Genomic DNA, 25,129 nt, shown 5'->3' on the forward strand with positions numbered 1-25,129 from the left:
CTAAAAATATAAATTGAAAACAAGTATTATCCGTTAAGATGGATAACAAAAAATTATCAGGAATACATGATGAAGGTTGATTATTATGAAATTCTTGGCGTAACTCGCGAATGTGATGATAAAAAGCTGAAATCTGCGTTTCGTAGGTTAGCGATGCAATATCATCCTGATCGCAACGCAGGGGATAAAGAGGCAGAGCGAAAATTTAAAGAAATCGGCGAAGCTTATGAAGTTCTCAAAGACCCTCAAAAACGCGCTGCTTATGATCGATTTGGTCATGCAGCTTTTGAAAATAACGGCCGAGAAGGAGCAAATCCCTTTAGTGGTTTTGCTGCAGGTGGCGGATTTTCGGACATTTTTGAAGATTTTTTTGGCGAAATTATGGGAGGCGCACACCGTAAGCGTAGTGATGGTCGCGAGCGTGGTGCAGATCTGAGTTATAATATGGAAGTGACTTTGGAAGAGGCATTTTCAGGAAAAACTGCGCAAATTAATATTCCCAGTTCTGTTACTTGTGATGCCTGTGAAGGATCGGGTGCAAAAAAGGGCTCTAAGCCTCAAGTTTGTGGAACTTGTCATGGGGCTGGTCGTGTGCGTGCTGCCCAAGGTTTTTTTTCTATTGAGCGAACATGCCCTGCATGTCATGGACGTGGTGAAACGATTACGGATCCATGCCCAAAATGTCAGGGGACGAAACGAATGGAAAAAAAGCGTTCATTAAGCGTGAATATTCCAGCTGGCATTGAAGATGGTACGCGTATTCGCCTTTCTGGGGAAGGAGATTCTGGCATTCGTGGTGGTCCTAGCGGCGATCTTTATATTTTTCTTTCCATTAAACCACATGAATTTTTTCAGCGAGAAGGGGCAGATCTTCACTGTCGCGTTCCTATTTCAATGGTAACAGCGGCTTTAGGAGGAGAGTTTGAAGTTTCCGATCTTGATGGTGTCAAGGCACGTGTTAAGATTCCAGAAGGGACACAAAATGGATGTCAGTTCCGCCTTAAAGGCAAAGGTATGCCCATGTTGCGTCGTCAGCAGGCAAGGGGTGACCTTTATATTCATATCGCTATTGAAACACCGCAGAAATTAACACAAGAGCAGCGCGAATTGTTGCAAAAGTTTGAAAAGCTTTCAAATCATGAGAATTCACCGCAATCACACGGTTTTTTTTCGCGGATGAAGGAGTTTTTTGAGAATATTTCTGGTCGAAATGATTAAATACTCAACAGAATTAAGGTATGGAAATGCCACTTGAAAGATTATTTTAATTGAATTTTTTATTGCATCACACTCGTTAGAAAAAAGTGGAGATTCTTCTTGTTTTTGTTTGAGCCCAAATTGGATATTTTTTATGGTTTTTTATTACCAGAGAGCATAAGGTATTTTATAGTTTTTTCACTAAAAATATACTTTGCTTTGAGTCTTGTAATTCATTTTTCTTTTAAATTAAAACTGTAAAATCACTTGGTTAAAGATAGGAACCGATGGGGTAGCAAAAACTTAGTTAGTACATATAGCAGAATTTGAATGAATTGGGATTTCTTTAAATAATTATAATATTTTTATAGTTTCATGCGTTGTTTCAGGAAAATTTGTATGGTCTGATAAGATTACAAAGTTGGATTATGCTGCTACGAGATAGAGCATTCGAGTGGTATTTTTTAATTTCTAATTATTGTGAAAAAGATGAATTTCTAGGTTAAGACTTTAGCATATTTGGTATATCTACGGTTGAGTCATTTCTTGTATTAGAGATTAATTTCACCACTATAAAGAATTCTTGTTTTCGTCTTATAAAATCAATAGTTGTATACATCCACATTCATTGTTAAAGCTCAATAGAGTAAAGATAATGAGTTGAATGTACGGCATAGCTTAGCAGTTCTTCTAAATTCTGCTTCCTAATTTTATACATAAAATCATAAAGAAATGATATTTTGTACGCTTATTTTGATTAATTTTTCGAGGCGAATTTTTAAAAGAAGTTACTTTTTTATTATCTCATTATTACTTTGATCGTAATTTAAAGAAAAATTAAGTGTCTTTTAGGGGAACGGATAGAGTAAAACTTATTTTGAAATTTGTTTTCACTTTTTCTAAACTCTACTAAAAAAGGGTAAAAAGTGATGAGGAGGCCCTTTTAATGGATGATGTTGAAAACGATGTTGCAGATGTTTTTGAAAAACAAGCAGCATTTTTATCGTCTGCTTTACCTTATATGCAAAAATATGAAAATGAAACGGTTGTTGTGAAGTATGGTGGTCACGCTATGGGTGATCCTGCTTTGGGGCGAGCGTTTGCGCGTGATATTGCTCTGTTGAAGCAATCAGGAATTAATCCCGTTGTTGTTCATGGTGGAGGTCCTCAGATTGCAGAAATTTTGATGAAAATGGGAATTGAGTCGCGGTTTGAAAATGGTTTGCGTGTAACCGATGAGCGGGTTGTGGAAGTGGTTGAAATGGTTTTGGCAGGCTCCATAAACAAGGAAATTGTTGCTCTTATCAATGCAGAGGGTGAATGGGCAATAGGGTTATGCGGTAAAGATGGCAATATGGTTTTTGCCGAAAAAGCTTATAAAACTATAATTGATCCCGATTCACATATTGAACGTGTTTTAGATTTGGGATTTGTTGGTGAACCTGTTGAAGTTGATCGCACATTACTGGATCTTTTGGCATGTTCTGAAATGATTCCAGTTCTTGCTCCTGTAGCGCCAGGTCGCGATGGCAAAACCTATAATATTAATGCTGATATTTTTGCTGGAGCCATTGCCGGTGCATTAGAGGCCAAACGCCTTTTGTTTCTTACAGATGTTTCTGGTGTCTTGGGTAAACAGGGTAAACTTTTAAAGAAATTGACAATTTCTGAAGCTGAGAATCTTATAAAAAATGGAACAATTTCAGATGGTATGATCCCAAAGGTAGAGACTTGTATAAAAGCTCTCCAAAATGGTGTCGAAGGTGTTGCCATTTTAAATGGCAAAACTCCCCATTCTGTCCTGCTAGAGCTGTTCACCGAACAGGGAGCTGGAACGCTTATTATTCCATAAGATATACGGAAAAACTGGAGGAGAAAAACCTTTCATGATTAATATAAAACAGTTGAAACATCCTTTATTGTGCAAGCCAGAATTAGCATTATTTACTGCAACAATATTGTGGGGCATTACATTTTTAGTGATTCACATAGCGGTACGCTATAGCGGCCCTCTCTTCTTTGTGGGATTTCGTTTTATTATTGCATCGCTTATGTGTGGGGCAATTTTTTGGCGCTCTATGAAAGATATAACTGTTTATGAAATTTTTGCTGGGATGGCTATTGGTTCGGGAATGTTTTTTGGTTACGCTTTGCAAGCTACAGGGCTGCAAACCATTATGAGTAGTCAGTCGGCTTTTATTACAGCGCTTTATGTTCCTATAGTTCCAATATTGCAATGGATTGTTTTTAAAAAGCCACCTCGTTTAGCTTGTTGGATCGGTATCGTTTTCGCTTTTATCGGGCTTGTACTTATTTCTGGACAAAAGCCGGGAAGGTTTGATTTTTCAAAGGGTGAAATTCTGACTTTGTTAGGTGCTTTAGCAATTGCTGCAGAGGTTATACTCATTGGAATTTTTGCTAATAAGGTTGATAGCCGGCGCGTAACGATTATGCAGTTATTTTTTAGTGGTCTTTTATCATTTCTTTGTATGCCTTTTATGGGTGAAAGCATTCCCGAATTTTCGTGGGTATGGCTGAGTATCGGTATAGGATTGGCATTAATGAGTGCTATCATTCAATTGGCGATGAATTGGGCACAAAAGTCTATTTCGCCTACACGTGCAACACTCATTTACGCAGGTGAGCCTGTATGGGCTGGCATTGTTGGGCGTTTAGCTGGTGAGCGTTTGTCCCCTTTAGCTTTATTGGGAGGAGCATTCATCTTGATTGGAATTGTCGTGGCTGAATTACAACCTTCACAATGGCGGAAAAAAGATAAAGTGAGAAAAAGCTGATTAACTTCTCTCTCTTTTTTCATAATTTTACTTTGTGATATTTTGTTTGGAGAGATTCAACTTTTACTCCTTTTTCAAATAAATTAAAAGAGATTCGTTACGCTTTTTCACTTTTAAAAGAAGAAATTCTTTAAAGGGTGTAAGTCTTTTTATTTTGTGTAAAATTGATAAAAAAGTAGGTTAAAGTAGGTTATTGTATACAAATAGAAAACAACGCTTTTTGTAAATTTTATTACAAGTCTAAACTTTATACACATTTCTAATATCGTACGGGCATATAGCATTACTTTTAATTATTGATACTTCGTTTAGCAAACAAAAGCTTCATTTTTTAGGTTATTGGAAATTGTGTTTTGAGAAGCTCTTTCCATTTATATTTTCTTGAAAGGTTTTCAAAGAGGTGTAATTGGTCTTTGCGTTTTGTGCTATTCTTTGCTAAATCGCCCGTATGACAGTAGATCGTAATTATATTCGTAATTTTTCCATCGTGGCACACATCGACCATGGAAAGTCGACTTTAGCTGATCGTTTGATACAAATGACGGGAGGGCTTGAAACACGTGAGATGAAAGAGCAAGTGCTCGATTCCATGGATATTGAGCGTGAACGTGGAATTACTATTAAAGCACAAACGGTACGTTTGCACTATAAAGCAAAGAGTGGTGAAACCTATATTTTAAATCTTATTGATACACCTGGTCATGTTGATTTTGCTTATGAGGTTTCACGTTCATTGGCAGCTTGTGAAGGTTCACTTTTGGTTGTGGATGCGAGCCAAGGTGTAGAGGCGCAAACATTGGCGAATGTTTATCAAGCTATTGATAATTCTCATGAATTGGTTGTTGTGCTCAATAAGGTTGATCTTCCAGCGGCAGAACCTGAGCGTGTTAAAGAACAAATTGAAGATGTGATAGGTATCGATACATCTCAGGCAGTGGAAATATCAGCAAAAACGGGTTTAGGTGTTCCTGATGTTTTAGAAGCAATTGTGATGCAATTGCCACCTCCACGTACTGGTGATGTTAACGAACCTTTAAAGGCGATGTTGGTTGATAGTTGGTATGATGCATATCTTGGTGTCATTGTTTTGGTGCGGGTAATTGATGGTGTATTGAAAAAAGGTCAAACTATTCGCATGATGGGTACAGGAGCAAAATATCCAGTTGAACGGGTTGGAGTCTTTACTCCAAAAATGATTCAAGTTGATGAATTAGGGCCAGGGGAAATTGGCTTTATAACGGCCTCTATCAAAGAAGTTGCCGATACACGGGTTGGTGATACCATTACGGAAGAACGCCACTCTTGTGCAGAAGCGTTACCTGGGTTTAAACCGGCGCAACCAGTTGTTTTTTGTGGACTTTTTCCCATTGATGCAGCTGATTTTGAAGATTTGCGTGCAGCAATGGGAAAATTGCGCTTAAATGATGCAAGTTTTTCCTTTGAAATGGAAACATCAGCGGCTTTAGGGTTTGGCTTTCGTTGTGGCTTTTTAGGGCTTCTTCATCTTGAAATTATTCAAGAGCGGTTAGAGCGTGAGTTTAATTTGGATTTAATTGCAACAGCACCTTCGGTTGTTTATCGCATGAATATGAATGATGGTTCTGTTAAAGAATTACACAACCCAGCAGATATGCCTGATATTGTTAAAATTTCTTCCATTGAAGAACCATGGATTCGGGCTACAATTATGACTCCTGATAATTATCTTGGATCAATTTTAGAACTTTGCCAAGAACGGCGAGGGATACAGGTTGGTTTATCCTATGTCGGAACGCGTGCGATGGCAACATACGATTTGCCGCTGAATGAGGTGGTTTTTGATTTTTATGATCGTTTAAAATCAATCTCAAAGGGTTATGCTTCCTTCGATTATCAGATGAGGGATTATGCAGAAGGCGATTTAGTTAAAATGTCTATTTTGGTGAATGGAGAGTCTATTGATGCATTGTCGATGCTTGTGCACCGCACTATTGCGGAAAGGCGCGGGCGTTCCATGTGCGAAAAACTAAAAGATCTTATTCCTCAGCATATGTTTCAGATTCCGGTTCAAGCAGCAATTGGCGGTAAAATTATTGCGCGTGAAACAATTCGTGCTTTGCGTAAAGATGTAACGGCTAAATGTTACGGGGGTGATGTAACACGTAAGCGCAAACTTTTAGAAAAGCAAAAAGAAGGCAAAAAACGAATGCGCCAATTCGGAAAAGTAGAAATTCCGCAATCGGCTTTTATTCAAGCGCTTAAAATGAGTAAATAATGAAAAAAAGATTATTCTCCCTCGTTGATAGTGCTTTTACATTTTGTTGATTGGCTAAGGCTTTTTAAGCATATTTTTAATCACGCAAAAGATCGTTAATAGATGTTTTCTCTCGTGTTTTTTGGTCAACGCGTTTCACTATGACAGCACAATAAAGATTCGGACTTGCTTCACCGTTTGGCAATGGTTTGCTAGGAAGGGAGCCTGGAACTACAACAGAATAGGCAGGTACTTCGCCTATAAAAACTTCGCCTGTTGTACGATCAATAATCTTTGTAGATTTGCCAATAAAGACTCCCATCCCTAAAACTGCACCTTCACGAATAATACAACCTTCAACGACTTCAGAGCGAGCACCGATAAAGCAATGATCTTCAATAATTGTTGGGTTTGCTTGCAATGGTTCTAAAACACCTCCGATACCGACACCACCAGAAAGATGAACATTTTTTCCAATTTGTGCACAGGAGCCAACAGTAGTCCATGTATCAACCATTGTTCCCTCATCGACAAAGGCACCAAGATTTACAAAGGATGGCATCAATATAACATTGGGAGCAACATAGGCAGAATGGCGTACAATAGCTCCAGGCACTGAACGAAAATCGGCTTTTTTAAAATCAGCTTCTTGCCAACCAGAAAATTTCGAAGGAACTTTATCCCACCAATATGTTCCATCTATCCCACCTGCAATAATTTGCATAGGATTAAGTCGAAAAGAGAGAAGGACGGCTTTTTTTAACCATTGGTGAACATGCCATTGTCCATTTTTTTGACGTTCCGCTACGCGGATTTCACCTTTATCAAGAAGGTTTAATGCGTGTTCAACACTCTCACGAATTTCCCCCTTTGTGGTAGTAGTGATAGAATTGCGATCGTTAAATGCTTTTTCAATAATCATCTCAAGTTGTGTAAGATAAGTCATGATCAAAGTTCCGTTAAATAAGTTGAAAGCTTCAAGATGTATTTTTATGACCTACGCGAAGAAATGTGTTTAGTCAATAAAACGATGAGGAAATAGGACAAGGCATGAAAAAGGATGACAAAGAAAAAAGAGAAAAAGAACAAAAGAATTGGGTGCCACTTCTCCATGTAAAAGATGCTCTACAACAGATGCATGAAGTTCCTGATTCAGTACAAATGCATTCGCCTACTTATCGTTTGGCGTATATCGACCAAGAGTTTATGATGCGTCCTGAGTTACGCTCACAACGCATTGGTCTTGAGTTTTTAAAGCCAGAAATAGTGCTTCAGGAATATAATATTCAATCAACAATTGTTTTATTTGGTGGTGCGCGTATTCCCGAATCTGGACAAGCAGCGTGGTCGGCAAAAAATGAAACGCAAAAGAAAAATTTACATGCTATGTCACATTATTACGATGAAGCAAGGGAATTTGCGCGTTTGTGTTCATGCTATTCTGCCACGACACAGTATCGTGAGTTTGTGGTTATCACGGGGGGAGGACCAGGGGTAATGGAAGCAGGAAATCGTGGTGCCGCTGATGTTGGTGCACCAACGGTTGGCTTAAATGTTGTTTTACCACATGAGCAAATGCCTAATTCTTATGTAACTCCGCATTTATGTTTTAATTTTCATTATTTAGGGATGCGTAAAATGCATTTTTTAATGCGGGCGAAGGCGTTAGCTATTTTTCCAGGAGGGTTTGGTACCCTAGATGAGTTATTTGAAACTTTAACTTTAATGCAAACAGGACGGATGAAACAGGTTCCAATTTTGATGTTTGGCAAAGAATTTTGGAACAATGTTATTAATTTTGATTATTTATCAGCACAAGGTACGATCTCTCCTGATGACCTCACACTGATGACATTTGTCAATACAGCAGCGGAAGCTTTTGAAGAAATTCGTTCTTTTTATAAGCTTCCTTAATTGCTGTTGAAGAAGTAACTTTTGCAGGATGATTAATATTCCACTTTGGTCAAATAAAGCCCTGAAGGTGGTGCAACGACACCACAACGTTTACGGTCTTTAGCATGAAGAGCCGCTTCAAGATCTCGTGCTGTCCAGCGACCGATACCAACTTCCATGAGGCTTCCTGCAAATGAACGAATTTGATGATGAAGAAAAGAACGGGCTTGTGCATAGAGGAAAATCTCCTCTCCTTCTCTTTGCACATCAAGGCGTTCAAGGGTACGAATAGGGCTTTTTGCTTGGCAATGGGCTGAGCGGAAAGTGGTAAAATCGTGTTGTCCTACAAGTTTTTGGGCAGCTTCATGCATGGCTTCAGCATTGAGGGGTTTTGGCAACCACCACACGCGCTTGGTGTTTAGAGCTGGTGGTGAGCGGCGATTAAGGATTTTAAAAAGATAATGGCGTTTAACTGCGGAAAATCGTGCATCAAAGTTATCGGGGACATTTTGTACATTTAAGATCGAAATATCTTCTCCTTGTTTTTGTAAATACGCATTGAGTGCATCACGTACAGTGTGCGTGTGCCAATTTTTTTCAAAATCAACATGTGCAACTTGCCCCGTAGCGTGCACACCTGCATCAGTTCGACCAGCTGTCGTAATGGTTAATTGTTGTCCACAAAAGTGAAAAATAGCTTGTTCAAGAGCCCCTTGTATGGTGTGGAGTTCTGTTTGGCGTTGCCAGCCGGCGTAATTTGAGCCATCATATTCAAGGGTGAGTTTAAAACGTGGCATATTAAAAAACAGCAGAAATATGAGCGCCTCGCAAAAATGTGGCGCTATCAAGAATTTTACCACCAGATCTTTGGAGATGAGTTATTTCTAAACGTCCCTTTCCGCAGTGGACAATCAAAGAATTTGGTTCTATCCGACCAATTTCAAGAGAAGGACCCATTGTTAAGCGACTTCCAAGAATTTTTACGCGCTCTTCTCGTCCACCGATATTCATGTTGCACCAGCAACTAGGAGAGGGAAAAAGTGCACGAATATACCTATGAATAAGTTCTGCAGGTTTTGTCCAATCGATCCGAGTCTCTTCCTTTTTGATTTTAGAGGCATAGGTTATGCCTTCTTCTGATTGTGGGGTAAGTTTAAGCTGTCCTTTTTCAAGAGCTGACAGAGCTTTTACCATAAGTTCTGCACCTATATGTGAAAGTTTGTCTGAAAGTTCATAGGTCGTCATGTTATCGGTGATAGGGATGGAGTGGGAGAGAGCAATAGGTCCTGTATCAAGTCCTTCATCCATTTTCATAATCATCATCCCTGTTTTTTTATCACCAGCCATAATTGCACGCTGAATAGGAGCAGCGCCACGCCAACGTGGTAAGAGTGAAGCATGGGCATTAAAACAACCAAAACGTGGTGTTTCAAGAATAGCTTTCGGTAAGAGGAGCCCATAGGCGACAACAACAACAGCATCAACACGAAGTGCTGTAAGTTGGGCTTGTTGTTCACCTGTTTTTAACGTTTGAGGAGTGAACACAGGGATGCATTTTTCTTGTGCGGCATTTTGAACAGGTGAGGGGATCAGTTTAAGACCACGACGCCCTGCTGGGCGGGGAGGTTGGCTGTAAACAGCTACAATATTATGTCCCGCATTCAACAAAGCATGTAAAATAGGAACAGAAAAATCAGGTGTTCCCATAAAACTTAACCGTAATGCCATTACAAAACTGCTTCCTGTGCGTTTTTTTCTTTTGCTCGTTTTTTAAATTTTCGTATCACCATATCACGTTTGATTTTTGAAATATGATCTATAAAAAGGCAGCCGTTCAAATGGTCAATTTCGTGTTGTAAGCAAGTCGCTAGGAGATCATCAGCCTCAATTTCTGTTTGTTTTCCTTGTCGATCTTGATAGCGAACACAAAGGCGTTTGGGACGTTCAACTTCCGCATAATATTCAGGAATAGAGAGGCAGCCTTCTTTATAAATATTACGCTCATCAGAAAGCCATAAGATTTTTGGGTTAATAATAACAAGCGGATTTTTTTGGATATCATCTCTGGAGACATCTATGACCAACATACGCAGCGGTATACCAATTTGAACAGCAGCAAGACCAATACCTTGGGCATCATACATCGTATTCAACATATCATCAGCAAGCTTTCGAAGAGTTGAATCGATATGCTCGACGGGTTTGGAAACTTCCCGTAAAATCGGATTAGGTAAAGTAATTAAAGTTTTAATTGGCATAAGTACAGATTAATCAATGGTTTGTTATGGGTCAATATTGAATAACGGATTCTTGCGCTTTTTTATGATAAGAGGATTATATTACTTGGTATGTATGATTCGTTTTTTTCTTTTATGCTTGCTGATGAGTTTTTTGCTAAACTGAGTGCTCTTTTTTTACTGATACTCATTTGCTTGGCATTTTTTATGCTGATACATTCTCATCGGAAAAAGACACTTTTGGAAAATGAAACTGCTGAACGTGCTCGTGAGGCACAAATGCAGATGGCTGCATTGCTAAAGACACAAGCTGAAATGCAAGGGCGAATGCAGACTATGGCGGAAATTTTTGGTCAAAGGCAGGCTGAATTGAATAAGTCACTCAGTGAGCAACTCAATGGGATGACAGCCAATTTAGGTCAAACGCTTCAAGTGCAGACCAAATCTACTTATGAAAATTTGGCTCGTTTGCAAGAACGTTTAGCGGTGATTGATGCGGCGCAAAATAATATTCAGTCGCTTACAGGACAGGTTGTTCAGTTACAGGCTATTTTAAGCAATAAGCAGACACGTGGCACTTTTGGTCAGGGAAGGATGGAAGCAATTATTGCCGATGCCCTACCAACAAATGCTTATGCTTTTCAGGCAGTTCTCTCTAATGGAAAGCGCCCAGATTGTCTCATTCATATGCCGAATAAGGCACCTTCTCTTGTGATTGATGCGAAATTTCCTCTAGAGGCGTGGAATGCCATGCGTAAAGCAACATCAGCGCAAGAGCGTCAGGAAGCGGAACGCCAATTCCGTACCGATATGGAAGTTCATATTCGCGATATTGCACAAAAATATTTAATTCCGGGAGAAACACACGACACTGCTTTTCTCTTTGTGCCCTCGGAATCGATTTTTGCAACAATTTATGAAGATTTTGAGCCATTGGTACAAAAAGCCAATCGATCCCATGTGATTATTGTATCACCATCTTTGTTGATGTTATCTGTTCAGGTTGTACAAACCATTATGAAAGATGCTCGGATGCGTGAACAAGCGCATTTGATTCAGTCAGAAGTGGCAAAATTGATGGAAGATTTTGGACGAATGGATACGCGTGTTCGCGCGTTACAGAAGCATTTTTACAAAGCGGGTGAAGACATAGAAGGGATTGTAATATCATCCTCCAAAATTATGAAACGAGCCAATCGCATTGAAACTTTTGAGTTAAAAGAGAATAGCTTTGAGCCAACGAAAATGACAACCTCTATTCAATCTCAATCATTGCATTTGGTAGATGAGGAGTAAAACAAGGCTCCCAGTAATTACAGGTATGTCCATATTCTTTATTGATTGGTAATAATTTTTTAGTATCCATATCTCATTAATTTCCTAATGAGAGGAAAAGAGGATATGCGGCGCCTTTTGTTTTTTTTGGCATTGGTGTTTCTGCTAGGGGGATGTGCAACAACTTCCCCGATCTATACAAACGATGCTTGCGCCATTTTAGCGCAAAAAAATGGTTTTTTTGATAATTGGGGCAAAGCTTCTAAACGCGCAGAAATGCGGTATGGGATTCCTATGCCTATTATTCTTGCAACCATTAAGATGGAATCGAATTTTCGTCACAATGCACGTCCTCCACGCACAAAACTTTTTGGTTTTATTCCATGGAAACGTCGGTCGACAGCGTATGGTTATTCTCAGGCACTTGACAGTACATGGGCAATGTATCTCCGCTCTACGGGACGGACTTTTGCATGGCGGACTAATTTTGCAGATGCCGCTGATTTTGTTGCTTGGTACCATCGCCAAAGTGTTCAACGCAACGGTGTGAGTTTTGATGATGCATATAGCCTTTATTTAAATTATCATATGGGACATGGTGCTTATGCGCGTAGTAGAGGGTATGTAAGTGCAGAGCTTGTCCGAGCGGCACAGCGTATGACAAAAATGTCTAAACAATATGAACAACAATTAAAGGCATGTGGGTGGCGTTAAAGGAGGATGTCCGCAACAGGGATTAGATTGGTATAGACTTAAATACGGAATTTATTATGTCTGGAACGAGCGAATGTAGTTTTTCTGGTTACACGGGTTGGATAAAACGCTTTCAATGTATTTAAGAATATCATGGGAGTATTTTTTTATCAAAGCTTTTATTAATAAAGAAATGCAATATTAGAAGGTAAAAAGTTCAAGATAAATGTCGATAACAGAATAAATTCAAAGAATATTAATCAACAAAGATTACTTCTTAGTAAAAACAAGACAGCAGAATATCAAAGAAAAAACAGATACCATCGCTCAAAAGATTGATAGTTGTAAGAGGGATAGTACGAAGTTAAATACAAGCGCGCTTTTTGATTAAAAAAATGACGATATCTCTAAAACTGGAATAATTTGCTTCCAATTTATCCATAAAAAGGTTTATCGTCCGTCGTGCTTTCTCATACAAGACTAATAGAGTAGATGCTTTCATTATTTTTTGTGCAACAATTTAGTGCAGAGTTACAATTTTTAGTTCATGCTCGTTGGCTCCTGCAAGAGCGATAGCACGCTCATCGGATAAAATGATTGGATAGCCTGTTTCACCAAAGAGAGCCCATATTGTAATGCCTGGGGTCATTGGTGGAAGATCTGGAAAGTTTTTAGCCAAATCATCTGTACAAACCTTTTTTAAATAAGCAATTTGCCCCGTATCGGAGTGAGTTGTATCTTGCAACGGCAGGTTCTGTTTGTGCTCTCCCATTTCACTACTCCTTTACGCTTTAATGTTTATTACTCACCGCTACTACAATTGATCGGAATCTGCACTGTTTGCTTTTTTGATTTCGGTTGATGCAGATTAATTGATAAGAGACCATTTTTCAACTCAGCATTCGTAACATGCATTCCCTCAGCGAGAACAAAGATGCGTTGAAATTGACGTGCCGCTATACCGCGATATAAATACTCATGATTTTGACCATCCGCTTGTTTACCATGAATGATTAGTTGATTGTTGTCAAGCAAGATATTGAGGTTATTGACTTTAAACCCAGCAACAGCCAAAGTTATGCGTATACGGTTTGTGTCGTCGTTTTTGTGCAAACGTTCAATATTATAGGCCGGATAAGCCTCATCAGCTTTACCAATACGTCGCAATGCTTTTTCTATAGTTTCAAATCCTAAAAGAAAGGGATTGGAGAAAGGCGTCACATGTGTCATTGTGAGTGTCCTCTTCAAAGCGACTCTACTTAAACCAAGCTCTATAACAAAGTGCTCGCTACATCTCTCTCAATATGGCGAGTGTGGATGATAACTTCAAGAGAGAAGATAAGAGAGTTCAATGATTCAAAGAAAAATAAAGTTATTACAGACACGAAAATTTGTTAAAATATTGTATAGCAAAGACGAAATTGAAGAAATATTTCGTCGTTTTTCTATTCAACGTCCCACTCCTAAGAGTGATCTTATCTATACCAATGTTTTTACTCTTTTAGTTGCGGTTGTTCTTTCAGCTCAGGCTACAGATACGAGTGTGAATAAAGCGACAAAAGAATTATTTCGCCTCGCTGATCAACCGGAAAAAATGGTTGCATTAGGAGAAGAAGAAATTGCACGTCATATTCGTACAATTGGTCTTTGGCGTGCAAAAGCGCGTAATATTTATGCACTTTGCAATTTTTTAATTGATCACTATGGTGGTCAAGTGCCTGATAAACGTGAAGCACTTATGGCACTTCCTGGAGTAGGGCGTAAAACGGCTAATGTTGTTTTGAATGTTGCTTTTGATCAGCCTACATTGGCGGTAGATACGCATATTTTTCGGCTTGGAAACCGTCTTGGTTTAGCATTTGGCAAAACACCAGAGATTGTTGAAGAAAAATTACTAAAGATTATACCGGTGCATTATCTTCGTCATGCGCATCATTGGCTTATTTTACATGGGCGTTATATTTGCCAAGCGCGTAAAGCACAATGTACGCAATGTATTATTGCTGATCTGTGTAAAGCAGCCATCAAAACAAATGCAATTCCAGCACCTTTGGTTGAAATTCAAGGCAATGGGTCTCCGATTTTTTTTTGATATGGTCTTGCTATTTTGTGTATACTAGCTTATGAAAACGCTGTTAGAACCGCCCGGCAGGGCATGCCGTGGCTGTTTAAATGCTTATTCAAGCGTTGTTCCGCCGTTGTTTCGCTTGAGTGAATAGGTCCACTTGAATAAATAAAATTGTATGGAGTAGCAAAATGCCCAAGATGAAGACCAAGTCGTCCGCTAAGAAGCGGTTTAAAATCACTGCGTCAGGCAAAGTTAAAGTAACAGCTGCTGGCAAACGTCACGGCATGATTAAGCGTTCAAATAAATTTATTCGTGATGCCCGTGGAACGATGGTTTTGAGCGAACAAGATGCTAAAAAAGTCATTCAGTATTATTTGCCAAATGGTGTTTAAACTTTACGCTTTTGATTTTTAGGAGATTATTACATGGCACGTGTAAAAAGGGGTGCGACAGCGCATGCTAAGCACAAAAAAGTTCTGAAACAGGCTGAAGGTTTTTACGGCCGGCGCAAAAATACTATTCGTGCAGCTAAAGCAGCAGTTGATCGTTCAAAGCAGTACGCTTATCGTGATCGCAAGAATAGGAAACGTACTTTCCGTGCTTTGTGGATTCAGAGAATTAATGCCGCTGTTCGTGCAGAAGGTTTAACTTATGCGCGCTTTATTGATGGTTTATCAAAGGCTGGAGTTGAGGTTGATCGTAAAGTTCTTTCAGATATAGCAGTTCACGAAGCAGAAGCTTTTTCTACTTTAGTAGTTTATGCAAAGAAGGCTTTGGAATATTTAAAAGACACGACGCCTAATGCTTTTGAAGGCGCTGTCAAGTAAGCCAGTCGTGTTCTCTTAAAGCATTCATTTATTCAGGGTCCCGTACTGGTTTTTACGAGTGCGGGTTTTTTTTATTAAAAAAATAGGCAAAAAGATGAGCGATGTTGAGCATCTGGAACAAGAAATTTGTTTAGCTTTAGAAGCAGCGGATAATGAACAGGCACTTGAAGCAGTGCGTATTGCGGCGTTAGGCAAAAAAGGGAGCATCTCTGAAAAATTAAAAACATTAGGAAAGATGAGCGCTGAAGAACGCCATAAAATGGGGCCGGCTCTTAATGGGTTAAAAAATCGTGTTTTAGAGTTATGGACGCAAAGGCGTGATCTTCTTAAGAAACAAGCAATGGATGCTCGCCTTTCTAGCGAAACGGTTGATGTAACCTTACCTGTTCGTTCTTCACCTATAGAACGGGGGCGTATCCATCCTATCTCACAGGTGATTGAAGAAATTATAGCTATTTACACAAATATGGGTTTTTCACTTGCAGAAGGACCAGATATTGAAACAGATTATTACAATTTTACGGCATTGAATTTTCCTGAAGGCCATCCAGCACGCGAAATGCATGATACTTTCTTTTTTGATGTCGGTAAAACAGGAGAGCGCAAATTATTGCGCACCCATACATCACCCGTGCAAATTCGTACGATGGAAAAACAAAAAGCACCCATACGTATCATTATTCCTGGAAAAACTTACCGTATGGATTCAGATGCAACTCATTCACCAATGTTTCATCAAGTAGAAGGCCTTGTGATTGATAAAACCTCTACCATTGCACATATGATGTGGCTTCATGAGACTTTTTGTAAAGCTTTTTTTGAAGTTTCATCTGTGAAGATGCGTTTTCGTCCCTCTTTTTTTCCTTTTACGGAACCATCTATGGAAGTGGATATCCAGTGTGATCGTTCTGGTTCAGAAGTAAAATTCGGTGAGGGACAGGATTGGCTGGAAATTTTGGGATGTGGAATGGTTCATCCTCATGTATTGAAGAATGTTGGTTTAGATCCCGATGAATATCAGGGATTTGCGTGGGGAATGGGCATTGATCGCATTGCCATGTTGAAATACGGTATGCCTGATTTGCGAGCTTTTTTTGATGCTGATCTGCGTTGGCTAGATCATTATGGCTTTCGTTGCTTTGATATGCCTGCTTTTTTCCTGCTTTAAATAATGTGTGATCTTATCATAGCTTTGATGTGAGGTTTTAAAATGAAATTGACATTGTCTTGGTTGAAAGATCACTTAGAGACAGATGCATCTTTGAATGAAATTTGCGATAAATTAACCGCTATCGGTCTTGAGGTTGATCATGTTGATGACCGTTCTTCTTTAAAAGGTTTTGTGATTGCAAAAGTTTTAACAGCAACAAAACATCCCGACGCAGATAAATTACAGATTTTATCAGTAGATACGGGGTCTGGTATGCCTATGCAAATTGTTTGTGGGGCGCCAAATGCACGTGCTGGACTTGTTGGTGTTCTTGCATTGCCAGGCACTTATGTGCCAGGACTTGATGTGACCTTGTCTGTAGGAAAAATTCGCGGGGTTAAAAGTTTTGGGATGATGTGTTCACAAGCAGAGCTTGAATTATCAAGTGAGCATGATGGGATTATCGAACTCCCAGAGGATGCACCTATAGGAGGTTCATTCGTTGCTTATGCAGGTTTAGATGATCCAGTCATTGATATTGGTTTGACTCCCAATCGTTCTGATTGCACGGGTGTTCGTGGTATCGCGCGTGATTTAGCTGCTGCTGGAATTGGGCGATTAAAAGAATTATCGTTGCCACAATTTGATGCTTCTTTTGAAACACCGCTTCATGTTTCTTTAGAGTTTTCGCAAAGCTTATTGCTATGTTCAGGTTTTGCTTGGCGTGAAATACGCAATGTTCAAAATGGTGCGTCACCACAATGGATGCAGCAGCGTTTGAGTGCAATTGGTTTGAGACCTATTAATGCGTTGGTTGATATGACCAATTACATAAGCTTTGATCTTGGTCGTCCGCTTCATGTTTTTGATGCGGATAAGATTAAAGGGAATTTGAGTGTGCGTTGTGGTCGTGAAGGTGAACAACTTCAAGCACTTAATGGAAAAGTCTATGATTTGGGTGTCAAAGATTGTGTCATTGCAGATGAAGAGGGAGTTGTTTCGATTGCCGGTATTATGGGTGGTGAAAGAACGAGCTGTGATGAGAAGACCTGTCGCGTTATCATTGAGTCGGCGCTTTGGGATTCAAAGAGTATTGCGCAGACGGGACGTGCATTAGGGCTTATCAGTGATGCGCGTTATCGGTTTGAGCGGGGTGTTGATCCGGCTTTTATGGAAACAGGGCTTGAGATTGCTACAGAATTAGCCTTACACCTTTGTGGTGGTGAGGTATCCAAGACGAAGGTCATTGGTTATCAGCAACCAGAAACCAAACAAATCGCCTTTCCTTTTTCTGAAATGAAGCGTTTGACAAACTTAGAAATAGAGCGTGAACAAGCCATTACTATTTTGATGCAGCTTGGATTTCGTATTGAAGGGAAAGGAAATGTAGTTACCATTAAAGTACCAACATGGCGTCCTGATATTGCTGATAAAGCTGATTTAGTAGAAGAGGTAATGAGAATTTATGGGTTGGATAAAATTAAACCTATTCCGTTAGCAGATTTTACAGTGGGAAAAGGTTCAGTTTTGACAAATGCACAGGTTCATTCACGTGTTGCGCGTTTAGCTTTAGCATATCGTGGTATGAAGGAAGCCGTGACGTGGTCTTTTATTTCTGAAAGTCAGGCTTTTGCTTTTGGTGGTGGTCAAGAACAGCTTAAATTAGTAAATCCTATTTCTGCTGATATGTCGGTGATGCGTCCTTCTCTTTTACCTAGTTTGCTGATTGCAGCACAGCGAAATGCTGATCATGGTTTTCCAGATCTTGCTTTGTTTGAGGTTTCCAGCATCTATGAAGGTGATACACCTGATAAACAGCAATGTGTTGCTGGTGGAATTCGTCGAGGAACAGAACGACTTGAAGGGGCAGGGCGTTTTTGGCACGGTAATGCTGCAACAGTTGATGTTTTTGATGCCAAAGCTGATGCAATGGCTGTTTTAGAAGCGTGCGGTATGGATATAGGCAAGATTCAAATTGAAGTTGGAGCACCTAATTGGTATCATCCTGGTCGTTCAGGGGTTATGAAGCTTGGATCAAAGATTATTCTTGGTTTTTTTGGCGTTTTTCATCCTGTCACATTGGAAAAGTTAGATGTAAGTGGTCCTGTCTGTGGTTTTGAAATTTTTCTTGATAAGATCCCAGATTCAAAGAAAAAGGTAACCAAAAGTCGTTCTCCATTGAAACTATCACCTTTTCAAATGGTGCGGCGTGATTTTGCATTTGTTGTTGATAAAACGGTTTCCTCCTCTCTTATCGTACGTGCTGCAAGTGGAGCGAATAAAAAACTTATTCATTCAGTGCAGGTTTTTGATCTTTTTGAAGATTCAAGCCTTGGTGAAGATAAAAAATCTGTTGCGATTGAAGTCACTATTCAGCCCATTGAACGGACTTTAACGGATGAAGATCTAGAAGAGCTTGCTTTGAAAGTGGTGGAAAATGTCACTAAGGTAACAGGTGCATGTTTACGCTGTTAGTTTTCTTCTCTTCTATCAGATTATTTTATAAAGAGTAAGCACTCAAAAGCGCTCCCTTATTTTTCTGGCATTCATGGTTTATGAAGTTTCTTGAAAGAAATTTTCCATACAAAGCAGATTTTCTTTAAATCATCAGTTTTTTTAAGTGTGAAAGAATGTTTTTAAACAACTTGAAAAGTTATTTTTTGTCAGAATCCTTCATTGCAAATGTCAAGGATAACTGTTATTCATAAATGATAATGCAAATTATTAGCAATAAAGAGAGGCTCAATGAACGTAAAAATACTTTTTACCATATTGTGGGGGAGTGTTGTTTTTTTTACACCCAATTTCGCTTTTAGCGCTGACAAATTTAAAGCTGTTACGACATTCACGATCATTGCTGATATGGCGCGCAATGTAGCAGGTGATGCAGCTGATGTTGAATCAATCACCAAACCAGGTGCTGAAATTCACGAATATCAACCTACCCCTCGTGATCTTATGCGGGCGCAAGATGCAAATCTTGTGTTGTGGAATGGGTTAGAATTGGAACTTTGGTTTGAAAAGTTTTTTCAAAATATCAAGGATGTTCCAAGTGTTGTTGTTTCAAAAGGCATTGTGCCGATTAAAATTGGTGAGGGGCCTTTCAGTGGTAAGCCAAACCCTCATGCGTGGATGTCGCCAACCTCTGCTTTGATTTACGTCGATAATATTCGCGACGCTTTTGTAAAGCACGATCCCGAGCATGCTGCTATTTATAAAGAAAATGCCGAAATTTATAAGCAGAAGATTCGCGCAACGATTGATCCAATCAAGGCTGAATTGGAATTAGTACCGCAAGACAAGCGTTGGCTTGTAACGAGTGAGGGCGCATTTAGCTATTTGGCACGTGATTTTGATCTGAAAGAACTCTATCTATGGCCAATTAATGCTGATCAGCAAGGAACGCCACAGCAAGTTAAGCATGTTATTGATATGGTTCGCAAACACAATATACAAGCAGTTTTTTCTGAGAGCACTATTTCCCCTGCGCCTGCTAAACAGGTTGCGAGAGAGACAGGGGCTAAATACGGCGGTGTTTTGTATGTTGATTCTCTGAGTGAAAAAAATGGTGAGGTACCAACCTATATTGATTTATTACGTGTCACAAGTGGGCGTATTAGCAATGCCTTATTAGATGGGATAAAGGGTCAATGACAGAATCTGGAATATTTGCTCAAGAGGTAACAGTCACTTATCGTAATGGACATACAGCTTTGCGCGACGTGAATTTTGAGAGTCCAACAGGTTCCATTACAGCGTTGATTGGCGTTAATGGATCAGGTAAGTCAACATTATTTAAAGCTATTATGGGTTTTGTACGACCATCCAAAGGAAAAATTCGCATTTTTGGTTTGCCTGTTGATACGGCTTTAAAACAAAATCTTATTGCTTATGTTCCTCAGAGTGAAGATGTTGATTGGAATTTTCCTGTTCTCGTTGAAGATGTTGTTTTGATGGGGCGGTATGGTCACATGAATTTTTTTCGTTATGCACGGGAACGGGATTATGAAGCTGTCCGTATCGCATTAGAACGCGTCGATATGTTAGCATTTGCCAAGCGTCAAATTGGTGAACTTTCTGGTGGGCAGAAAAAGCGTGTTTTTTTGGCGCGTGCCCTTGCGCAGCAGGCAAAAGCTATTTTGTTAGATGAACCGTTTACAGGGGTTGATATCACAACGGAAGACAAAATTATTGCTTTGTTACAAGACCTGCGTGAAGAAGGAGCTGTGATATTAGTTTCTACCCATAATTTAGGTTCTGTTCGTGAATTTTGTGATCACACTGTCTTAGTAAAGGGAGCAGTTTTGGCTTCTGGATTAACTGAAACTGTCTTTACAAAGGAAAATCTTGAGAAGACTTTTGGTGGTGCTTTACACCATCATATTTTTAATCTTCAAGACGCAAAAAAAAATAATATTTTCACGTCGGGAAAACAATCTGTAGTTCTCGAGAATATTGAAAAAGTGGAGCACGTTGCATGATATCTTGGTTGCTTGAACCGCTAAGTTACCAATATATGGTTAACGCAATGTGGGTTTCTGGATTAGTTGGGTGTGTTTGTGCCTTTCTTTCTGCTTTTTTGATGTTAAAAGGTTGGTCACTGATTGGTGATGCACTTTCTCATTCGATTGTTCCTGGAGTAGCAGGAGCTTACCTTTTAGGATTACCTTTTTCTCTTGGTGCTTTTTTTTCTGGTGGGCTTGCTGCGGCAGCGATGCTCTTTTTTAATCACCGGACAAAGCTGAAAGAAGATACTATTATTGGTCTCATTTTTTCTTCCTTTTTTGCTTTTGGCTTGTTTCTTAAATCATTAAAACCAATGGCAGTTAATATTGATACGATCGTTTTGGGAAATATTTTAGCTGTCAGCTCATCAGATATTATACAATTGGCTTTTATTGGTTTTTTTTCTTTGCTTATATTGCTTGTGAAATGGAAGGATCTCCTTGTTTCTTTATTCGATGAGACGCACGCGCGTGCTATTGGATTAAACGTAAAATTTTTAAAGATTCTCTTTTTTACATTGCTTGCCGCTTGTACTGTTGCTGCCATGCAAACAGTTGGAGCGTTTTTGGTTATTTGTCTTGTGGTGACGCCTGGAGCAACAGCTTATCTTTTAAGTGACCGTTTTGTGAACGTTTTGATTATTGCAGTTATAATTGGGACATTCACAAGTGTATTAGGTGTTTATGTGAGTTATTTTTTGAATGCGCAAACGGGTGGTGTTGTTGTACTTTTTCAAGCATTTCTGTTTATTTTAGCTTTTATTTTTGCTCCTAAACATGGTTTTATTGCTGCGCGCCTACGTATAAATGCGGCAAAAAAAGGTGTGATGTTATCATGATTGATCAATTACTACTTCCTTTTCAGTTTTCTTTTATGCTTAAAGGCATGCTTATTGTCATAATCCTTTCTGTTCCAATGGCGATGCTTTCTTGTTTTCTTATTTTGAAAGGATGGGCGCTTTTAGGAGATGCAATTTCTCATGCAGTTTTTCCAGGTGTCGTTGCGGGCTATATGGCAACACCGTGGATGATAACATTTTTGTCTTCTTTGCCATTTGCTTGGTTTCAGCATGTACGTCCAGAGAATGTTACAATGACCTTGATTACTTGTGGTGCTTTTGTTGCAGGTATGGTTTGTACTCTTACAACAGGTTTCTTAGGAAGAAATAGCCGCATCAAACAGGATACTGTGATGGGTGTTGTTTTTTCATCAATGTTTGGTTTGGGGCTTGTTTTGGCAACGGCTATTTATAGTAGCTTAGATTTGAACCATATTCTATTTGGTAATCTCTTGGGTGTTAACTGGCTTGATATTACCCAAACAGCGATAATTTCTGCTATTGTCACTTGTATTTTAGGGGCAAAATGGCGCGATTTTATGCTATATATTTTCGATTCAGTTCAAGGTCGTGCAATGGGGTTGCGAATATCAGTACTCCACTATACTCTTTTAACAATGATTTCTCTCACGATTGTTGCAGCTTTGAAGGCTGTTGGAATTGTTCTCGTTATTTCTTTACTGATAGCACCTGGAGCAATAGCTTATCTTATCACAAAGCGATTTTCTTTTATGTTGGTGATCTCTATACTTGTTGCGGCTTTTTCTGGTTTTTTAGGAGTTTATCTAAGCTTATTTTTGGGTTCTGATTCTGCTTCCACGATTGTGTTGATTTTAACTTTGATTTTTATCACTATTTTTATGTCGACCTTTTTTCGCCGAGTTACAGTTCAGGAAATTTAAGTGTAACAAAGTCCGTGCATAGCAGATATGCGTTTTTGTCTATTGTCTCTCAAGCTTGTTTTAACTAAAAAACGTGCTGCTAGGTCGTTTTCCTCCTAATGTCTAGCAGATGGATGCAGTATGTATTCTCCCCCCAACACTGCATTTATAATTAAGAGGCTGCATTGATTTATTCTGCAGCCTTTTTATTTTTTATTTCTTAACAATTTATTTTGCTTTCTTGAAACTTTTGAAATGATTATCATATTGCGTAAGTTGCTCTATGCCTTGATAAGGAGTTATCACCAAGAAATACGCTTATAAATGAAATGGTATTGAGAAGTGATTATATACCAAGGCATGTAAAAAGCAGAGAAAATATATGATGACTTTTCGTAGAGGAAAATGGTGCTAGAAGATGAAAAAAGATTTTACTACATCTCACTCTTTGCGCATTTTCACGTCTATAGTGGGTTGGGTAATGGTTATATTGGGTATCATCGGCATAGTGCTCCCTATTATGCCAACTGTCCCCTTTTTATTAGTTGCTTCATGGTGTTTTGCGCGTTCATCACCACGTTTTCATCATTGGTTGAATAATCACCGCGTTTTCGGTCCGCCTATTAAGCAATGGGAAGAAAAGAAAGTTATTCCACCATTTGTTAAAGTTTTTGCGGTGGTGAGTATGGTGGGAGGCTTTTTATCATTTTTGGTGATGCTACATCCTGCTTGGTGGTTTGCTTTATTAGTTGCGGCTGTTTTATTGTTGATTGCCATTTATATTGTGACGCGTCCATCTTCATAATGACAGAAATGAAAGGCTTTATGAATCAAATTCTCTTTTTATCTTTGCTGGTGCGTTAGAGTTATTGCCAGAGACTTTCTATCCTCAAATTTAGGGTTAAAGTTTCCATATCAAGGATGTATATGAGATAATAAGCCTTCTGGAGGATTCATGAGACAGAATAATATATTCATGAAACAATTTTATGAACAGAGGAACACTACACTACTTTGTTAATGCGAAAAGAGTCCGCATCAGCAAATTGGTATCCATCAGCAATCGATTTTATAGCCGTTTGTCTTTAATTTTATACAAATAAGCTTATAATTAAATTTTTATAGGTGTAGCTACATGTTTTTCATTACCAAAAAAATTAAGATAACGTTCTACTTCTTGCGGATTACCGATGGTTTTTTCAGGATTATCTGAGAGTTTTACGGCTGGTCGACCATTGACATGAGTGGCTTTACAAACAAGGGGAAGAGCATCAAAGGTTGCAATTTCTTGGGGTGCACAGTCTGCAAAATCATTGGTAAGATCTGTTCCCCATCCAAAAATCATACGCACTCTCCCATGAAAATGATGATAGGTTTTTTCAATTGTATTGACATCAAGGGCATCAGAAAAAATCAATAACTTTTCACGTGGATCTTTCCCTTTTTCTTTCCACCATTGGATAATGCGTTCGCTACCTTCAACAGGTGGAGCACTGTCAGGTCTGAAACCTGTCCAATCCGCGACCCAATCTGGTGCATTGCGTAAAAATGCTTCTGTACCAAAGGTATCAGGCAAAACAATGAGAAGATTTCCACCATAATAACGGTTCCAATCTTGCAAAACTTTATAAGGTGCTTTACACAATTCGTTATCATTATTAGCGAGAGCAGCAATGACCATGGGCAATTCATGTGCATTGGTTCCAAGGGCTTCCAAATCTGTATCCATGGCAAGAAGAACATTGGAAGTCCCCGTAAAAGAATCGCCAATACCTTCTTTTAATGCTTCAACGCACCAGCGTTGCCATAGGAAAGAATGACGACGCCTTGTACCAAAGTCAGATATTTTAATATCAGGCAATTTTTTGAGACGTTCAACTTTACTCCATATTTTTGCTTTAGCACGTGCATAAAGTATATCAAGAGCAAAACGATCTAGTTTTTTCATAGCAGCACGTGAACGTAATTCACTGATAATAGCAAGTGCGGGGATTTCCCACATGGAGCTATGGGACCACAAACCATGAAAATGGAGGATATATTGGCCATCTTTGCGGATAAGTTCATACTCTGGTAGTTGAAAGTTCTCAAGCCAATGAAGAAAATCTGGCTCGAAAATTTGTTTACGTCCATAAAATGTATTACCAGCAAGCCAGATCATTTCTTTTTTTGTAAAACGCAAACCGAGGGCGTGATCAAGTTGAGCACGCAACTCACCCTCATCAATATCATCGGCAAGACGTATTGTTTTGGTACGATTTATGAGGGAGAAAGTAACATTGACATTGGGATAAAGCCCCCAAATCATCTGTACCATAAGAAGTTTATAAAAATCCGTATCCAAAAGGGAACGAATGATAGGATCAAGCTTCCAAGTATGATTATAAACACGTCTCGCAATATCTGGATGATTCATAACCCTCTTTCTTTCAGTATTGTAGAATCTAAAGTTACTATACATCAACACGACCAATATAGGAATGGTAACAATTCTATAGTTTTGGGCAAGAATAAAAAATTCTCTTCACTTTTCTAT

General features: G+C 39.1%; 24 protein-coding genes. 17 read left to right on the forward strand and 7 right to left on the reverse strand.

Features of this window, described 5'->3' with window-relative positions:
• Positions 1–69 precede the first annotated feature (69 nt).
• From dnaJ to lepA, 4 genes are all read left to right on the forward strand, one after another.
• The gene (dnaJ, locus tag GQO39_RS01505) at positions 70–1,218 is read left to right on the forward strand and encodes a molecular chaperone DnaJ (protein ID WP_007552309.1); all 1,149 of its coding nucleotides are present in this window, start codon (positions 70–72) and stop codon (positions 1,216–1,218) included.
• A gap of 925 nt (positions 1,219–2,143) precedes the next feature.
• On the forward strand, positions 2,144–3,049 hold the full coding sequence (argB, locus tag GQO39_RS01510; protein WP_156850648.1) for an acetylglutamate kinase: 906 nt from the start codon (positions 2,144–2,146) through the stop codon (positions 3,047–3,049).
• Positions 3,050–3,083: 34 nt separating this feature from the next.
• A complete protein-coding gene (locus GQO39_RS01515) occupies positions 3,084–3,992 on the forward strand; it encodes a DMT family transporter (RefSeq protein ID WP_156850649.1) in 909 nt (302 codons plus the stop codon).
• A gap of 448 nt (positions 3,993–4,440) precedes the next feature.
• On the forward strand, positions 4,441–6,246 hold the full coding sequence (gene lepA, locus GQO39_RS01520) for a translation elongation factor 4 (RefSeq protein ID WP_156850650.1): 1,806 nt from the start codon (positions 4,441–4,443) through the stop codon (positions 6,244–6,246).
• A 76-nt stretch (positions 6,247–6,322) separates the two neighbouring features.
• On the opposite strand, the gene dapD is transcribed toward lepA, so the two are convergent.
• Positions 6,323–7,171 (reverse strand): 2,3,4,5-tetrahydropyridine-2,6-dicarboxylate N-succinyltransferase, encoded by an 849-nt coding sequence (dapD, locus tag GQO39_RS01525; protein WP_007552315.1) that lies wholly within the window; start codon positions 7,169–7,171, stop codon positions 6,323–6,325.
• A gap of 104 nt (positions 7,172–7,275) precedes the next feature.
• Here dapD and GQO39_RS01530 point away from each other — a divergent pair, with 104 nt between their 5' ends.
• Positions 7,276–8,139, forward strand: a complete 864-nt coding sequence (locus tag GQO39_RS01530; RefSeq protein WP_156850651.1) for an LOG family protein — start codon at positions 7,276–7,278, stop codon at positions 8,137–8,139.
• A gap of 32 nt (positions 8,140–8,171) precedes the next feature.
• Here the strand turns inward: GQO39_RS01530 and truA are convergent, their stop codons facing one another.
• From truA to def, 3 genes are read right to left on the reverse strand one after another with little or no spacing between them, the layout of a single operon-like run.
• Positions 8,172–8,915, reverse strand: a complete 744-nt coding sequence (gene truA, locus GQO39_RS01535) for a tRNA pseudouridine(38-40) synthase TruA (RefSeq protein WP_156850652.1) — start codon at positions 8,913–8,915, stop codon at positions 8,172–8,174.
• Position 8,916: 1 nt separating this feature from the next.
• On the reverse strand, positions 8,917–9,846 hold the full coding sequence (fmt, locus tag GQO39_RS01540) for a methionyl-tRNA formyltransferase (RefSeq protein ID WP_156850653.1): 930 nt from the start codon (positions 9,844–9,846) through the stop codon (positions 8,917–8,919).
• Positions 9,846–10,376: a peptide deformylase gene (def, locus tag GQO39_RS01545; RefSeq protein ID WP_156850654.1), complete on the reverse strand. Its 531-nt coding sequence runs from the start codon at positions 10,374–10,376 to the stop codon at positions 9,846–9,848. Before def ends, fmt begins: the two co-directional genes overlap by 1 nt.
• A 90-nt stretch (positions 10,377–10,466) precedes the next feature.
• Here def and GQO39_RS01550 point away from each other — a divergent pair, with 90 nt between their 5' ends.
• Together GQO39_RS01550 and GQO39_RS01555 are read left to right on the forward strand one after the other, a co-directional pair.
• The gene (locus tag GQO39_RS01550; protein WP_156850655.1) at positions 10,467–11,651 is read left to right on the forward strand and encodes a DNA recombination protein RmuC; all 1,185 of its coding nucleotides are present in this window, start codon (positions 10,467–10,469) and stop codon (positions 11,649–11,651) included.
• A 105-nt stretch (positions 11,652–11,756) separates the two neighbouring features.
• On the forward strand, positions 11,757–12,344 hold the full coding sequence (locus tag GQO39_RS01555; RefSeq protein ID WP_156850656.1) for a transglycosylase SLT domain-containing protein: 588 nt from the start codon (positions 11,757–11,759) through the stop codon (positions 12,342–12,344).
• Between the two features lie 499 nt (positions 12,345–12,843).
• Here GQO39_RS01555 and GQO39_RS01560 read toward each other — a convergent pair whose 3' ends face one another.
• Positions 12,844–13,095, reverse strand: a complete 252-nt coding sequence (locus GQO39_RS01560) for a BQ00720 family protein (RefSeq protein WP_007552323.1) — start codon at positions 13,093–13,095, stop codon at positions 12,844–12,846.
• A 29-nt stretch (positions 13,096–13,124) separates the two neighbouring features.
• Positions 13,125–13,553, reverse strand: a complete 429-nt coding sequence (locus GQO39_RS01565; RefSeq protein ID WP_156850657.1) for an Hsp20 family protein — start codon at positions 13,551–13,553, stop codon at positions 13,125–13,127.
• 121 nt (positions 13,554–13,674) lie between these two features.
• Here GQO39_RS01565 and nth point away from each other — a divergent pair, with 121 nt between their 5' ends.
• From nth to GQO39_RS01615, 10 genes are all read left to right on the forward strand, one after another.
• Positions 13,675–14,415, forward strand: a complete 741-nt coding sequence (gene nth, locus GQO39_RS01570) for an endonuclease III (protein ID WP_156850658.1) — start codon at positions 13,675–13,677, stop codon at positions 14,413–14,415.
• A gap of 164 nt (positions 14,416–14,579) precedes the next feature.
• Positions 14,580–14,783 carry a 50S ribosomal protein L35 gene (rpmI, locus tag GQO39_RS01575; protein WP_007552328.1) on the forward strand — a complete coding sequence of 68 codons (204 nt, stop codon included), beginning with the start codon at positions 14,580–14,582 and terminating at the stop codon, positions 14,781–14,783.
• A 33-nt stretch (positions 14,784–14,816) separates the two neighbouring features.
• Positions 14,817–15,218: a 50S ribosomal protein L20 gene (rplT, locus tag GQO39_RS01580; RefSeq protein WP_156850659.1), complete on the forward strand. Its 402-nt coding sequence runs from the start codon at positions 14,817–14,819 to the stop codon at positions 15,216–15,218.
• Positions 15,219–15,312: 94 nt separating this feature from the next.
• On the forward strand, positions 15,313–16,386 hold the full coding sequence (pheS, locus tag GQO39_RS01585) for a phenylalanine--tRNA ligase subunit alpha (protein WP_156850660.1): 1,074 nt from the start codon (positions 15,313–15,315) through the stop codon (positions 16,384–16,386).
• 42 nt (positions 16,387–16,428) lie between these two features.
• Positions 16,429–18,843, forward strand: a complete 2,415-nt coding sequence (gene pheT, locus GQO39_RS01590) for a phenylalanine--tRNA ligase subunit beta (protein ID WP_156850661.1) — start codon at positions 16,429–16,431, stop codon at positions 18,841–18,843.
• Between the two features lie 270 nt (positions 18,844–19,113).
• Positions 19,114–20,022 carry a metal ABC transporter substrate-binding protein gene (locus GQO39_RS01595; RefSeq protein WP_156850662.1) on the forward strand — a complete coding sequence of 303 codons (909 nt, stop codon included), beginning with the start codon at positions 19,114–19,116 and terminating at the stop codon, positions 20,020–20,022.
• The gene (locus GQO39_RS01600) at positions 20,019–20,849 is read left to right on the forward strand and encodes a manganese/iron ABC transporter ATP-binding protein (protein ID WP_156850663.1); all 831 of its coding nucleotides are present in this window, start codon (positions 20,019–20,021) and stop codon (positions 20,847–20,849) included. The genes GQO39_RS01595 and GQO39_RS01600 overlap by 4 nt, the downstream gene beginning before the upstream one ends.
• A complete protein-coding gene (locus tag GQO39_RS01605; protein ID WP_007552334.1) occupies positions 20,846–21,712 on the forward strand; it encodes a metal ABC transporter permease in 867 nt (288 codons plus the stop codon). Before GQO39_RS01600 ends, GQO39_RS01605 begins: the two co-directional genes overlap by 4 nt.
• A complete protein-coding gene (locus GQO39_RS01610) occupies positions 21,709–22,614 on the forward strand; it encodes a metal ABC transporter permease (protein ID WP_156850664.1) in 906 nt (301 codons plus the stop codon). Before GQO39_RS01605 ends, GQO39_RS01610 begins: the two co-directional genes overlap by 4 nt.
• 397 nt (positions 22,615–23,011) lie before the next feature.
• Complete coding sequence (locus GQO39_RS01615; protein WP_156850665.1) at positions 23,012–23,398, forward strand: YbaN family protein; 387 nt, start codon at positions 23,012–23,014, stop codon at positions 23,396–23,398.
• 306 nt (positions 23,399–23,704) lie between these two features.
• Here GQO39_RS01615 and pncB read toward each other — a convergent pair whose 3' ends face one another.
• Positions 23,705–25,009, reverse strand: coding sequence for a nicotinate phosphoribosyltransferase (gene pncB / locus GQO39_RS01620; RefSeq protein WP_156850666.1), 1,305 nt, complete (start codon positions 25,007–25,009; stop codon positions 23,705–23,707).
• Positions 25,010–25,129 lie beyond the last annotated feature (120 nt).

This window comes from Bartonella refiksaydamii (genome assembly GCF_902652675.1).
GTDB classification, from domain to species: domain Bacteria; phylum Pseudomonadota; class Alphaproteobacteria; order Rhizobiales; family Rhizobiaceae; genus Bartonella; species Bartonella refiksaydamii.